The 13477-nt window shown below is 73.3% G+C and carries 12 protein-coding genes, 1 pseudogene and 1 riboswitch; of the genes and pseudogenes, 9 read left to right on the plus strand and 4 right to left on the minus strand.

The window, feature by feature from the left end; translation table 11 throughout:
* The first annotated feature begins 311 nt into the window (after positions 1-311).
* Entirely contained in the window at positions 312-641 is a 330-nt protein-coding gene (locus O7619_RS25740) for a hypothetical protein (protein WP_281587255.1), read from the plus strand.
* 37 nt (positions 642-678) lie between these two features.
* On the opposite strand, the gene O7619_RS25745 is transcribed toward O7619_RS25740, so the two are convergent.
* A complete protein-coding gene (locus O7619_RS25745; protein ID WP_282283915.1) occupies positions 679-1317 on the minus strand; it encodes a carbonic anhydrase in 639 nt (212 codons plus the stop codon).
* Positions 1318-1462: 145 nt separating this feature from the next.
* Here O7619_RS25745 and O7619_RS25750 point away from each other — a divergent pair, with 145 nt between their 5' ends.
* The 5 genes from O7619_RS25750 (at position 1463) to O7619_RS25770 (ending at position 7584) form a co-directional block, all read left to right on the plus strand.
* Positions 1463-2419 (plus strand): alpha/beta hydrolase, encoded by a 957-nt coding sequence (locus O7619_RS25750; RefSeq protein WP_282283916.1) that lies wholly within the window; start codon positions 1463-1465, stop codon positions 2417-2419.
* Positions 2420-2567: 148 nt separating this feature from the next.
* The gene (locus O7619_RS25755) at positions 2568-4685 is read left to right on the plus strand and encodes an AAA family ATPase (RefSeq protein WP_282283917.1); all 2118 of its coding nucleotides are present in this window, start codon (positions 2568-2570) and stop codon (positions 4683-4685) included.
* A gap of 73 nt (positions 4686-4758) precedes the next feature.
* On the plus strand, positions 4759-5673 hold the full coding sequence (locus O7619_RS25760) for a cation diffusion facilitator family transporter (protein WP_282283919.1): 915 nt from the start codon (positions 4759-4761) through the stop codon (positions 5671-5673).
* A gap of 143 nt (positions 5674-5816) precedes the next feature.
* Positions 5817-5947, plus strand: a riboswitch (cyclic di-AMP (ydaO/yuaA leader).
* Between the two features lie 4 nt (positions 5948-5951).
* Entirely contained in the window at positions 5952-7034 is a 1083-nt protein-coding gene (locus O7619_RS25765) for a hypothetical protein (RefSeq protein ID WP_282283920.1), read from the plus strand.
* Between the two features lie 79 nt (positions 7035-7113).
* Entirely contained in the window at positions 7114-7584 is a 471-nt protein-coding gene (locus tag O7619_RS25770) for a hypothetical protein (RefSeq protein ID WP_282283921.1), read from the plus strand.
* A gap of 9 nt (positions 7585-7593) precedes the next feature.
* On the opposite strand, the gene O7619_RS25775 is transcribed toward O7619_RS25770, so the two are convergent.
* Entirely contained in the window at positions 7594-8106 is a 513-nt protein-coding gene (locus O7619_RS25775; protein WP_282283922.1) for an SRPBCC family protein, read from the minus strand.
* Positions 8107-8181: 75 nt separating this feature from the next.
* Positions 8182-8541, minus strand: coding sequence for an STAS domain-containing protein (locus tag O7619_RS25780; RefSeq protein WP_281587247.1), 360 nt, complete (start codon positions 8539-8541; stop codon positions 8182-8184).
* A 503-nt stretch (positions 8542-9044) separates the two neighbouring features.
* Between O7619_RS25780 and O7619_RS25785 the strand changes: the two genes are divergently transcribed.
* Positions 9045-9449 carry a hypothetical protein gene (locus O7619_RS25785; RefSeq protein WP_282283923.1) on the plus strand — a complete coding sequence of 135 codons (405 nt, stop codon included), beginning with the start codon at positions 9045-9047 and terminating at the stop codon, positions 9447-9449.
* A gap of 118 nt (positions 9450-9567) precedes the next feature.
* On the opposite strand, the gene O7619_RS25790 is transcribed toward O7619_RS25785, so the two are convergent.
* Positions 9568-12318, minus strand: a complete 2751-nt coding sequence (locus O7619_RS25790; protein WP_282283925.1) for a cellulose binding domain-containing protein — start codon at positions 12316-12318, stop codon at positions 9568-9570.
* Between the two features lie 250 nt (positions 12319-12568).
* Between O7619_RS25790 and O7619_RS25795 the strand changes: the two are divergent.
* Both O7619_RS25795 and O7619_RS25800 read left to right on the plus strand, forming a co-directional pair.
* Positions 12569-12796 (plus strand): annotated as a pseudogene (locus tag O7619_RS25795) (BON domain-containing protein); the annotation flags it as partial.
* A 121-nt stretch (positions 12797-12917) separates the two neighbouring features.
* Entirely contained in the window at positions 12918-13469 is a 552-nt protein-coding gene (locus tag O7619_RS25800) for a DsbA family protein (protein ID WP_282283927.1), read from the plus strand.
* Positions 13470-13477: the final 8 nt, after the last annotated feature.

Here is a 13477-nt window from a genome sequence, read left to right on the forward strand (position 1 = left end):
GAGGTGCGTCTTCCCCTACGACCTCGTCACCCGAGTGGTCTCTGGACACACATGATGACCGGTGTGACAGGTGGTGCGCCAGCGAATCGGAAAATTCGCCGGGGTCGGGCGGCGGGAAATAGCCGGGTGGCCGACCCGGTTGTGTCCGGTGAACGGCGCGACCACCAGCCGGGTGTCGCGTTCGTGTACAGTTCTCTGGGCGGTTCTGTGCCGCCGCACGTCTTCGCGGGCCGGCGCTCACCCCGGGCGTCACTCGCACAGCCCCCGGACGGCCTTGCCGTCCCCACCGTACGTCTGCAAGGAGTACCTCCGTGGCGAGCAACACCTCTAAGACCGCGCGCGCGTCAGTCCGGGCCGGCCAGGCTGGCCAGGGTGGCGCCCTCAGCGTGCTGGGCGAGTTCAAGTACCTGATCCCGCTCAACGGCGGCAAGCACGCCTACGTGCGCAACCTGACCAACGGCAAGACCGCGCACCTGCGCACCGACTCCGACGCCTTCGTCGAGGAGATCCGGGTGCTGGCCGCCGCCGGCCACGCCGCCAAGATCCGTGCCGAGCTCAACGGCCTGGCCGCGGCCCACCCGGACCACGGCTGGGACGCCACCGAGAAGCGTCTGGTCGAGGCCGGCGTCTTCGAGGGCTGAGCGCCCTCACCGCACCATCACGACCGCCCGTCGGGGATCACCCCGGCGGGCGGTCGCGCGTCTTCTCCTCCTCCGGCAGCACCGTGACCGCACCGGTGGCCAGGTCGTAGAGCGCGCCCACCACGGCCAGGTCCCCGGCCGCCACCGGGCCGGCGAGCCGGTCGTCGGCGCGCAGCGCGGCCACCGTCCGCCGCACGTGCCGGCGGATCGCCAGCGGGTGGACGGCCGGGTCGTCGACGCCGACCTCGACCACCGCCGGGGCGATCCGGTCCACCACGTAGGCCAGCGCGCCACCGGGCCGCCGCCCGGTGCGCACCGCGTCGACCGCCGACCCGACCGCGCCGCAGCGCTCGTGGCCGAGCACCATCACCAGCCGTACGCCGAGTTGCCCCACCACGTACTCGATCGAGCCGCACACCGCCCGGTCCAGCACGTGCGCGCCGGTGCGGATGACGCAGATCGAGCCGAACGTCTGGTCGAAGATCGCCTCCAGCGGCACCCGGGAGTCGATGCAGCCCAGCACCACCGCGTACGGCTGCTGGTCGCCGGAGGCCACCGCGGCGGCGGCGCTGACGTCGTGCCCGTGCAGGGGCTGGCCGCTGACGAAGCGGCGATTGCCGGTGAGCAGCTCGGCCAGGGCGGCGCGGGGGCTCCGGGCGGCGGGGGTGGACGGCATGCCCCCAGCCTGGTCACCGATCCGACCGGGCGCGGGTGGACGCTGAATCTTCTCCCGCCCCGATTGCCGTGGTGTCATGGCGGGTAACGCCGATGTTACCGCCGGGTCGCCCCGGTGACGCACCCGACGGCCCGGGAGGTGGACCATGGAACTGCGACTTCCCGACGACGTACGCCTGCACGTCACGGCGACCGGGCCGGTCGACGCCGAGGTCACCGTGGTCCTGCTGCACGGCTGGACGCTCGACGGGCGGAGCTGGCACCGCCAGATCGCCGACCTGCGAGAACACTTCGGTGATCGGGTGCGGGTGATCGCCTACGACGCGCGCGGGCACGGCCGGTCGAGCTGCCTGACGCTGCGCGACGCCACCCTGGCCCAGCTCGGCGACGACCTGGCCGCGGTGGTCGACGAGTTCGCCCCGTCCGGCCCGGTGGTGCTGGTCGGGCACTCGATGGGCGGGATGACCGTGATGGAGTACGCGCACCGCCACCCGGACCGGTTCGCCGCCCGCACCGCCGGCCTGGTCTTCGTCTCGACCACCGCCGAGGGGCACGCGCACACCGTCTACGGGCTCTCGCCCCGGATCGCGCGGCTGATCCGGCTCGCCGAGACCACCGGCGCCGGCGTGCTGGCCCGCTGCGGCGGCTGGCGACCGCCGCGCGCGTTGCTGCGCGCGCTGCGCCCCAGCATCCGCTGGATGCTCTTCGGCGACCGCTGCGACCCGGCGGACATCCGGCTGGTCACCTCCGCGGTGGCGCGCGCCACGCTGCGCTCGATCGGCGGGTTCCGCGCGTCGATCGGCACTCAGCACCGGCTGGACACGCTCGCCGCGCTCGGCGGCCTGCCGGCCGCCGCGCTGGTCGGCGACCGGGACCGGCTCACCCCGCCGCCCTGCGCCGAGTCCATCGCGGCGGCGCTGCCCACCACGGAGCTGACCGTCTGCCCCGGCGCCGGCCACATGCTGATGATGGAGCGCCCGGACGAGGTGAACACCGCCGTCGCCGGCGTGCTGCGCCGGGTGCTCGCCGGACCGTCCGCTCCTGACCGCCGGAAGGCGAAGGCCCGCCAGACGGCGAAGGCCCGCCCGGCGGTGGCCGCCTGACCGCTCCCGGACGGGCCGGGAAACGGGTGGGAAGGGCCGGATAACGGGCAACCTGCGCCGGTCGAGCGGCATGGCCGTGACATCGGGGTTGCCGCCGGCCCGTACCCTCATTCAGCCCGTTGTGCCGTCCGACCACAGGAGCACCGCGTTGACCGACCAGACCACGCTGGACCGGGAGATCGCCGCCGAACAGCGGCACCTCGATCGGGTGTACGCCCGGCTGGCCGAACTGCGCCGGTCCGCGGCCGACGCCGAGCGGGAGGGTTACCGGATGGCGCGGGTCGGCACCTTCGGCGCGCTTGTCGAGCGGGACGCGATGGTCTTCCATGCCGCGCAGCGCCGGCACGTGCTCGACGCCGAGCACGAGGGGTTGGTCTTCGGCCGGCTGGACCTGCGCACCGGGCAGGTGCTGCACGTGGGGCGGCTCGGCGTGCGCGCCGACGACGCCGAGACGCTGGTGGTGGACTGGCGGGCCCCCGCCGCCGCCGCGTTCTACCAGGCCACCCCGGCCGAGCCGCGTGGTGTGGTGCGCCGGCGCACGATCCAGTCGGCCGCCGAGAAGGTGACCCGGATCGAGGACGACCTGCTGGATCCGGAGGCCGCCCCGGCGGACATGGCGGTGGTCGGCGACGGCGCGCTGCTGGCCACGCTGTCCCGGGCCACCGGCCGGGGCATGCGGGACATCGTCGCGACCATCCAGCGGGAACAGGACGAGGCGATCCGCTCCCCCGGCAACGGCGTCACGATCGTCTCCGGCGGCCCGGGGACCGGCAAGACGGCGGTGGCGCTGCACCGGGCCGCGTACCTGCTCTATTCCGATCGGGCCCGCTATGCCGGCGGCGGCATCCTGGTGGTCGGCCCGTCGGGCGTGTTCGTCGAGTACATCGCCTCGGTGCTGCCCTCGCTCGGCGAGGAGACCGCCACGCTGCGCTCGCTCGGTTCGCTGTTCCCGGGCCTGTCGGCGACGCGGACCGACCCGCCGGAGGTGGCGGCCGTGAAGGGGTCGCTGCGGATGCGCCGGGTGCTGGAACGGGCGGCGCGGGACGCGGTGCCGGACTCCCCGGCCGAGCTGCGCCTGCTCTACCGCGGCGAGTTGCTGCGGTTGGAGCGGCCGGCGTTGGATGCGGTGCGGGACCGGACGCTGACCCGGGGCGCGCGCCGCAACGAGGTGCGCCGGGCGGCGTTCGACGCGGTGCTCGCCGCGCTCTACGCGCAGGCCCGCACGCTGCGGGTGGGCCGGCTGCCGGAGCAACCCGCGTTCGAGGACGAGATCATCGAGCGGCCGGAGTTCCGCGACTTCCTGCGGGCCTGGTGGCCCCGGCTGCTCCCGCGCCACGTGCTGGGTTGGCTGGCCCGGCCCGAGCGGCTGCGCCGGTACGCCGGCGGGATCCTCTCCTCGGCCGAGATCCGGCTGCTCACCGACGCCTACCGGACGCTCGCCGACGAGGGCCCGACGGTCGCCGACGTCGCCCTGCTCGACGAGTTGGACGCGCTGCTGGGCAAGCCGGTGCAGCGGGCCCGGCCGAAGCGGGACCCGTACCAGCTCGCCGGCGGCGTGCGCGAGCTGAGCACGTACGCCGATCGGCAGCGCGCCGCCCGCGCGGCGGCCCGGGAGCGTCCGGCGGACTACCGCGAGTACGCCCACGTGGTGGTGGACGAGTCGCAGGACGTCTCGCCGATGCAGTGGCGGATGGTCGGGCGGCGCGGCCGGCTGGCGTCCTGGACCGTGGTCGGCGACCCGGCGCAGACCGCCTGGACCGGTGATCCGCAGGAGCTGGACCGGGCCCGGGACCAGGCGTTGGGGCGCCGCCGCCGGCACCGCTACGAGCTGACCACCAACTACCGCAACTCGGCGGAGATCTTCGCGGTGGCGGCGGCGGAGATCCGCCGGTTGTACCCGGACCTGACGCTTCCCGAGGCGGTGCGCTCGACGGGCGTGCCGCCGGTGCGGCGCACCGTGGCCGCGGCCGAGCTGCCGGCGGCCACGGTCGAGGCGGCCGGGGCGCTGCTGGCCGAGGTCGAGGGCACGGTCGGTGTGATCACGCCGGTGCCGCGCCGGGACGAGGTGGCCGGCTGGCTGGGCCAGCTCGGCGCCGGCCGGCTCCAGGTGGTGACCAGTCTCCAGGCCAAGGGCATGGAGTACGACGGGGTGGTGCTCGTCGCGCCGGGTGAGATCCGGGCCGACCCCGGCTCGGGGGTACGCACGCTCTACGTCGCGCTCTCCCGGGCCACCCAGCGGCTGACCACGCTCGACCCGGTGGGGTGACCCACCCTCACTTGCACACATAGCGATGTGAGCATAGATTGGTTCCGGCCGAGGCACGGAGCGGAGGTGCGCGGTGGGCGCAGGTCATGACCACAGCGGCGCGGTGACGAACGCGGCGCAGCGCCACGCCGGCCGGCTCTGGGCGGCGTTCGCGCTGCTCACCGTGTTGATGCTGGTCGAGGCGGTGGCCGCCTTCACGACCGGCTCGCTCGCGCTGCTCTCCGACGCCGGGCACATGTTCACCGACGTGCTCGGCATCGGCATGGCGCTCGCCGCGATCACCGCCACCCGCCGCGCCCGGACCGATCCGCAGCGCACGTTCGGGCTCTACCGCCTCGAGGTGCTCGCCGCGCTCGCGAACGCGGTGCTGCTCGGCGCCGTCGCGGTCTACGTCCTGGTCGAGGCGGTACGCCGGTTCGGCGAGCCGCCCGAGGTGCTCGCCGGGCCGATGCTCGTGGTGGCCGTGCTCGGGCTGCTGGCCAACATCGCCGCCTTCGCGCTGCTGCGAGCCGGCGCGCAGGAGAGCATCAACCTGCGCGGGGCATACCTGGAGGTGCTGGGCGACCTGCTGGGCTCGCTCGGGGTGATCGGCGCGGCGCTCGTCATCGCGTTCACCGACTGGTGGTGGGCCGACCCGGTGGTCGCGGTGGCGATCGGCCTGTTCATCCTGCCGCGCACCTGGCGGCTCGGCCGGGCCGCGGTGCGCATCCTGGTGCAGGCCGCGCCGGAGCACCTCCAGGTGACCGCGGTGCACGACCGGTTGGCCGCCGTGCCCGGCGTGGCGGAGGTGCACGACCTGCACGTGTGGACGCTCACGTCGGGGATGGACGTCGCCTCGGCGCATCTGACCACCGACCCGCGCGCCGAGGTCGCCACCGTGCTCGCCGCCGCCCGGGCCGCCCTGCACGAGGACTTCTCGATCGATCACGCCACGTTGCAGATCGAACCCGGAGCGTCCGCCGGTGGCTGCGGACCGACCGAGTGGTAATTAGGACAAACTTAAATCTGAGTGGCTATTGTTGGCAATTGCCGGTTTTGCCCGGTATGCGGCTCCGGCTGGTGGAGCCGGGTCCGGGCAGCGCCGGTAGGCTCGATCGCGGTCATCCCGCGGGCGTCACTCCGGCGCCGGTGGAGCGGCCATCGCCTAATCGCCCGTGGGGCGAGCCGGGGAACCACGTACGTGGGGTGCATCCGCGTCAGCGGTAGGGATCTTCCGTCCCGAACCCGTCAGCTAACCCGGTCGGCGGTTGACGGAAGGACACGTGAATGCCCACAGTGGCACCTGTACGACGGACGGCCGCCCGATTGGCGGCCCTGCTCGTCGCGACGCTGGCCCTCGGCGTCGCGACCGCGCCGGTCTCCCCCGCCTCGGCGGCGGCACCGACCGGCCGGCTCGCCGCCGCACCCGGCGATGACGACGAGGGCGGCACACCGACCCTGCGCGCCCAGCTCGACGCCGCGAGCAAGGGCTGGCTGGAGGCGAAAGGCGCGCTGAACCGCTCGGTGACCCGCCAGAAGCAGCTCAACGACCGGCTCACCACGATCGGCGCGGAGCTGACCGAGCGCGACGCCAAGGTCGGCGAGATCGCCGGGGTGGCGTACCGCACCGGCCGGATGGGCACCGCCGCGGCGCTGCTCGCCAGCAACAGCCCGGAAGGCTTCATGGACCGGGCCGCGGCGCTGGAGACGGTCGCCGCGAACGAGGACCGGACCCTGCGCGAGCTGATCGCCACCCGGGACGAGGCGGTCCGCACCCGGACCGCGCTCACCGTCGAGATCAGCGAGCAGCGCAAGCAGGTCGCGGTGATGGCCAAGCGCAAGGAGCAGGCCGAACGGGCGTTGGAGGTGGCCAACCGCAAGCCGGCGGCGAGCGCCGGCAGCAGTGGCGGCAGCAGCGCCCGGGGCTCGTCCTCGGCCAACGCGAAGCCGGCCAAGCGCAACTCCGACGGCTCGTGGCCGGCGGAGTCGTGCAGCGTCAACGACCCGACGCCGGCCAGCGGCTGCATCACCCCGCGCACGCTGCACGCGCTGCAACAGGCCAAGGCGGCCGGCTTCACCAGGTACGTCTCCTGCCACCGGCCCAGCGGCTCGGGTGAACACCCGAAGGGACGGGCCTGCGACTTCGCGGCCCAGAAGAACGGCTTCGGCGGCGTCGCCAGCGGCGGCGACAAGACGTACGGCAACAACCTGTCCGCGTACTTCATCCGCAACGCCGACCGGCTCGCCGTGCTCTACGTGATCTGGTTCAAGGAGATCTGGCTGCCCAGCAGCGGCTGGAAGTCCTACAGCGGGGGCAACGGCGACCCGTCCAGCGACCACACCAACCACGTGCACCTGTCGGTCTACTGAGCACTACGCTCCCCGACGTACACCGGGTGTCGCCGCGTGGCCCACGTCGTGGGCCACGCGGCGACCGACGATCGGTGGCATGGGACGACTCTCGCCGACCGGTCGCAAGGCGCTGCTCACCGCGCACCTGGTCACCTCGCTGGGCTGGCTTGGCACCGACCTGGGGCTGCTCGCGCTCGGCGTGGCCGGACTGCGCGGCGCCGACCCCGAGGTGGTGTACCCGGCGGCGGCGCTGCTCGCCACCTGGCTGTTCGCGCCGCTGAGCGTGGCGGTCTGGTTGGTCGGCACCGCCAGCGCGCTGCTCACCCCGTGGGGCCTGCTGCGCTGGCGCTGGGTGCTGGTGAAGTTCGCGCTCACCACCGTGATGCTCGGCCTGGTGCTGCTCCTGCTCACGCCCCGGATCCGGCACCTCGGCGCGCTCGCCGGGGCCGCCGACACCCACCTGCGGGTGGATCTGGTGGTGCCGCCGGCCGTCTCGACCACGCTGCTCCTGGTCGCCACCGTGCTGTCCACGTACAAGCCGTGGGGACGGCTGCGGCGCAGCGGCTGACTCGCCACGTCAGGCCGGTCGACCCTCCAGGGTCGCGCCGAGACGGGCGGCGAGACCCAGGTGGGCGGCGCGGGCCTGCCGGAACGCGTAGCCGAACAACGGCGCCGGTGCGGTGAGCGTGATCTCCACGTCGATCCGCACCACGCCGTCGGGCTCGTCGCGCATCCGGGTGTGGTTGCGCACCGTCGTCGCCGGCTGCTGCCGGGCCACGGTGACCACTTCGTCCTCGTTGGCGATCAACACGTCCGCCTGGTAGGTCACCGGGAAGTGCAGCGGGCCGAGCTCCAACCGGTCGGTGATCGCGTAGCTGGCGAGCGCGCCCGGCCGGGGCGGCAACTGGCGGACCCGCACGATCAACGGATGCAGCTCACCCTGCCGGCTCAGGTCGCCGAGCAGGGCCACCGCGTCCGCCCGGCGGCACCGGGCCTGCACGGTGTAGCTGAAGCTGTCGCTGCTCTGCAACCCGTCCCCCTCGCCGTCATGGGTCCGGACGATCGTCCCGTACCGGGGCCGGGCTGGCAACGGGTCGAAAGTCCCCGACCGGCGAGGGCCGGGTGGAGTCAACGCGAGGCGCCGACGATGGGGGGGCGGTGACGCTCAGGCGCCGGGGAGCACCTCGGGCGCCTCGTCGGCGAACCACGGCTCGGGCGCGCCGAAGAGGCCCAGCAGGCCGGTCACCCAGAGCTGCCGGTGCACGAACCGGCTCGGCTCGGTGACCACGAGCTTGACGCCGCTGACCTCGCACGTCTGGAAGCCGGCGACCATGGCGCTGATGCCGACGGAGTCGATGAACGTGACGAGCCGCATGTTGAGCTCGATCCGTGCGGGACGCCCCTTGGCCAGCACTTCGGCGATCGACTCCCGCACCTCGTATGCGGTGTCGACATCGATCTCCCCGCGGGGCGCGATCTGGACAACACCACCCGGACGCATCGACTTCACGATCGACAGGCTCACGCGAGCACCTCCACTCGCCCCTTCGGGCGCCTCATCAGTACGCGGGCCGCGACCGAGAGTATTCCTCCAACGGCCCCGGTCGCCACCCCCGGGGATGAGCAATTTGCGGACTGGGCACACCTGGGCGAACCCAATCCGGACTTGCGGGTTCCGATTTCCTCTTCGTCGCGGACCGCGACCGGCCGAACGACTGGTCCGAGTCGGCCGATCCGCCGACCCAGGGTAGCGGGCGCACGCACGTCGCGGCCAACACCCGTTCCCCGGCGCGTTCACCCGCTTCGTCCCGTTCCGCCCCCTAACACCCCCGCCGTCCGCATCCCGGGAGCCCGGAGATCTTGGTACGGAACCGCCCCGGCCGGGGCGGTTCCGTACCAAGATCCAGCCCCGTGTGGTTTGGCGGAGGGGTGGGCGGGGCACTGCCCCCGGGAGTCAAGCGTGACGTGCCGGATCAGCGCCGGAGTCCGAAGTGGCCGTCGGGCTTCGTCACCCGAGGAGGTATAACGATGTTCGGATCCAGCCTGATGGACCGCCGCAGCAAGCCCGAGCGGGTCGCGGACCAGGCGTGGCAGCACCTGCTCACCGCCGTCGGCTCCGCCGGTGACAGCGTGCGGGACGCCGCACTCGCCGCCCGCCGCAACTCCTCCGGACTGGCCGACGACGCCACCGACCTGGTCGGCTCCGCCGCCGACGAGGCACGCCGCCGGGCCGGCCTCGCCTTCGACGCGCTCGCCGGACGCCGGCCCGCGCTGCCCTGGACGCTGCTGATCGCGGCGGCCCTGACCGGCGCCGCCATCGGCTGGGCCGCCGGCACCGCCGCCCGGGCGGCCGGCAGCCGGGGACGCGACGCGGACGAGATCGAGTTCGTGGACGTCGACCGGCCGAACTCCCCGGCCGACCTGGACGGCTGACCGCACCTCGCCCCGCACGCGGCAGCCGTCCTCGGTCACGGCTCCGGTCACGACAACGACGGCCGCCCCCGACACTGCGGGGGCGGCCGTCGGTGCGATCAGCCGTCGGTCAGACCGGTCAACGGGCCGCGCAGGACACCGTCGGCACCCGGTTGCCGCCGGTGACGGTGCCGGTGAAGCCCACAGTGGTCGATCCGCCGACGGCGAGGTTGCCGTTCCAGCCGGCGTCGGTCACCGTCACCGCCGAGCCGGTCTGGGTGTGAGACCCGTTCCAGAGCTGGCTGATCCGCTGCCCGTCCGGGAAGGTCCAGGTCAACGTCCACCCGGCGATCGGCGTGGTGCCGGAGTTGCGCACCGCCACCTCACCCTGGAAACCGCCCGGCCAGGTGTTCGTCACGGTGTAGGTGGCGGCGCAGCCGCGCCCGGTCGACGTGGGCGTCGGCGTCGGGCTGGGAGAGGTCGGCGTCGGCGTCGGCGTGGGACTCGGCGACGTGGGCGTCGGGGTGGGACTCGGCGACGTCGGGGTCGGCGTCGGGCTGGCCGAGGTCGGCGTCGGCGTGGGCGTGCCGCCGAGCCGGTCCGCCACCAGGACGCCCCGGCCGTTGGTGCCCAGGTAGACCCGCCCGTAGACGCGCGGGTCGCCGGTGAGCGCCTCGCCCGCGTTGCCGTACTGGTGCTGGTCGTCGTTGATCCGCACCCAGGTCGCGCCCGCGTCGTCGGAGCGGTACACCCCGTGCGCGCCGTCGACCGTGCCGATGGTGAACAACGCCGGGTACGTCTTCCCGGGTGCCGCCTTCCCGAAGCCGACGTTCACCGTCGTGGACACCCCGGCCGCCTTCGTGAAGCTCGCGCCGGAGTTGGTGGAGTGCCAGAGGCCGCCCTCGCCGGCCAGCCAGATGTCGCCCTCGACCCCGGGCAGCGCCTTGAACTTGACCCCGGTGGTGGGCAGGCCGGTCGCCGCGGTGGCGGTGAAGGCCGCCCCGCCGTTGGTGCTGACGTAGAACTTCCCGTTGCTGAACCCGTAGAACTTGTTCGGGTTGACCCGGTCCGACTCGACCGTGGCGTTGGCCGGGATGCCGGTGGCGGCGGTCCACGAGTTGCCGAAGCCGACCGAGCGGACGACCTGCTGGCCGGCGTCACCCGGCGACCAGACGAACTGACCGCCGTCGGCGGACGCGGCCACCGTGCCGCCGTTGTTGATCCCACCGGGCTCCGTGCCCTGGAACCAGTTCGCGCCGCCGTCGGTGGAGAACGCCACGTGGCTGTCGTTGGGCCGGTCGGAGTCGGTGAAGTTGCCGGCCCGGACCATGATCGCCGGCTTGGTCTCGGCGTAGTCGAGGCTCGTGGTGCTGGTGAAGACCGGCTGGGTGAACATCATCGCCGGCACCGCGCTCAGGTCGGTGTGGCGGAAGCCGCCGATGTCGCCGAGCCCGCTGATCAGGGGCGCGCCGCTGGGCGGGCTGATCAGGTCGAGCGCGGCGGTCTCCTCCAGCCCCTTGACCATCGGCGTGATGGTGAAGGTGCCACCGGTGTCCCACTTGGTCAGGCCGGTGGTGCCGTAGATCGTCGCGCCGGTGCCGTACATCATCCGGTCGCTGTCGAACGGGTCGATCTCCAGCGACTCGTTCATCCAGCCCAGTTTCGGGGTCTCCTCCGGCGGCGCCGGGTTGGCGCCGAACGTCAGCCACGGCACCGAGCTGACGTCCATGGCGTACTTCTTGCTGCGGTTCGGATAGCTGGTGAAGTCCCAGATCCGGGTCCAGGTCGCGCCCCCGTCGGTGCTGCGCCAGAAGATCGCGTCCGGCCACCAGGAGATCTGGGTGGCGACCATGAGCGTGTTCGGGTGCTGGCGGTCGATGGTCAGCCCGGAGTAGCCGAAGTAGGCGTCGCCGCTCGACGATGGGACCGGGCTGATCTGCGTCCAGGCGCCGGTGGCCCGGTTGAACTTCCACACGTCGCCCTTGCCGCCGTCGTACGGGCCGCCGGTGTCGCTGGTGGCGATGTAGAGGTAGCCGCCGACCGGGTCCACCACACCCTTGTGCGCCAGGTAGCCGGTGGGCTGGCCGGGGATCCGCTCCCAGGTCACGCCGGCGTCGGTGCTGCGGTAGACCGGGTTCTGCTTGTCCGCCACCCCGACGTAGATGGTCTTCGTGGCGGTGCCGGCCGTGCCCGTGCTCTTGTCGAAGCTGACCCAGGTCAGGCCCTGGTTCTGGCTCTGGTAGCCGGTGCTGTCGTTCGGGTCGGCCCGGTAGTTGCCCACGTTCGGGAACGCGGTGACCTTGGCCCAGGTCGCCCCGTAGTCGGTGCTGCGCCACAGGCCGTTGCCGCCCTCGGCGCCGTAGTAGAGGACGCTGTTGCGGTTCGGGTCGACCGCCAGCCGCTCCCCCATGCCCCGGCCGGGCATGTTGCCGCCGTTCTTGAACGGCAGCTCGGTGGCCTGCCAGGTGGCGCCCTTGTCGGTCGAGCGCAGGATCGCCCCGTGGTTCGGGTCCCAGTCGTTCGTGTACATGCCGACCGCCGCGTACACCCGGTTGGTCTGCACCGGGTCGGTGGCGAGGCTCACCACGCCGTTCCAGCCCCACCGGTCCGCGCCGACCCAGTCCAGCAGCGGCGTCCACGACCGCGAGCTCTGCTCCCAGCGGTACGCCCCGCCGATGTCGGTCCGGGCGTAGATCAGGTTCTTCTCGGTCGGGTTGAAGACGATGCCGGGGACGAAGCCACCGCCGTCGATCCGGACGTTCTTCCAGGTGTACGGCTCGGACGCGGCGGCGGCGGCCGGGGTGATGCCGGTGCTGGCGAGCGGCACGACGACGGCTGCGACCGTGGCGGCGAGCGCGACGGCGGCCAGGCCGGCGAGACGTGTGCGCATGGGGGGCGGTCCTCTCGGTTGCCCTGATGGGGGGACGGGAGCAGGGGGTGACGCTTCGTCGGGGAGCTGCCCGGGCTCCCCGTCGGCTTGCTGGCTCCCGCAGCCGAGGGACCCTCAGCGTACGCCGTCCGATCGATCTATGGAAGCGCTCCCACGCCCACCTTTTCCGGGTGAGGGCGGCTCACCCGGTCGCGCGCAGGATCGCAGGTGCGCCGAGCGGGTGCGCGCCACCGACCGGGAGGAGAGCCGGATGGCCACCGAGACCACCACCGAGACGGACCGGACGACGCACACCGCCGTGACGCGCGCCCTGGAGTGGGACGCGTTCCTGCCGGTGGGGGCGCTGCGCGTGACGGTCGCCGACGGCTGGGTCACGCTGCGCGGCGAGGTCGAGTGGGAATACCAGCGGCGGGCCGCCGACCGCGCGGTCGGCCGGCTGCCCGGCGTACGCGGGCTGAGCAACCGGATCACCGTCCGGGTGGGGTGAGCGCCGATACCACCCGACCCGGGTGAGCCGGCCTCACCCGGGCGCGGGCCAGGGTGGGAGGCATGAGTGATCCGAACGGGCTGATCGCACCCGGGCGGCGGGTGAGCGCCCGATGAGCACACCGTTGCAGGTCACCACCGCGCGGCTGCGCGTCCCGGTCACCGAGCGGGACCACGTCCGCGGGCCGTCCGACGCCCCGGTGACGATCGTCGAGTACGGCGACTTCCAGTGCCGGTACTGCGGCGCCGCCTACCCGAACCTGGCCGAGGTGCTGCGCCAGCGGGCCGACACGGTGCGGCTGGCGTACCGCCACTTCCCGATCACGAACGTCCACCCGCACGCGGAGAACGCGGCCGAGACCGCCGAGGCCGCCGGCGCACGAGGCCGGTTCTGGGAGATGCACGACTGGCTCTACGAGCACCAGGACCAGCTCGATCCGGTGCACCTGTCGCTCGGCGTCGAGCAGGTCGGCCTGCCGCTCGACGAGGTCAACGCGGAGGTGGCCCGGCAGGCCCACGCCGACCGGGTCCGGCAGGACTTCGTGGGCGGGATCCGCAGCGGGGTCACCGGCACCCCGTCGCTGTTCGTCAACGACGTCCGCCACGACGGCGGCTACGAACTGGCCGAACTCCTGGCCGTGGTGGACTCCGCCGCCGGCGCCTGAGCGGGTCG

The sequence above is a fragment of the Micromonospora sp. WMMD998 genome (assembly GCF_029581235.1).
In the GTDB taxonomy this organism is placed as follows: Bacteria; Actinomycetota; Actinomycetes; order Mycobacteriales; family Micromonosporaceae; genus Micromonospora.

Excerpts from the sequence above, each read along its gene's own strand:
- O7619_RS25745 (WP_282283915.1), bottom strand. The coding sequence starts at position 1,317 with ATGCCGTCCACCCCCGCCGCCCGGAGCCCCCGCGCCGCCCTGGCCGAG.
- O7619_RS25750 (WP_282283916.1), top strand. The coding sequence starts at position 1,463 with ATGGAACTGCGACTTCCCGACGACGTACGCCTGCACGTCACGGCGACC.
- O7619_RS25765 (WP_282283920.1), top strand. The coding sequence starts at position 5,952 with ATGCCCACAGTGGCACCTGTACGACGGACGGCCGCCCGATTGGCGGCC.
- O7619_RS25770 (WP_282283921.1), top strand. The coding sequence starts at position 7,114 with ATGGGACGACTCTCGCCGACCGGTCGCAAGGCGCTGCTCACCGCGCAC.
- O7619_RS25785 (WP_282283923.1), top strand. The coding sequence starts at position 9,045 with ATGTTCGGATCCAGCCTGATGGACCGCCGCAGCAAGCCCGAGCGGGTC.
- O7619_RS25790 (WP_282283925.1), bottom strand. The coding sequence starts at position 12,318 with ATGCGCACACGTCTCGCCGGCCTGGCCGCCGTCGCGCTCGCCGCCACG.
- O7619_RS25800 (WP_282283927.1), top strand. The coding sequence starts at position 12,918 with ATGAGCACACCGTTGCAGGTCACCACCGCGCGGCTGCGCGTCCCGGTC.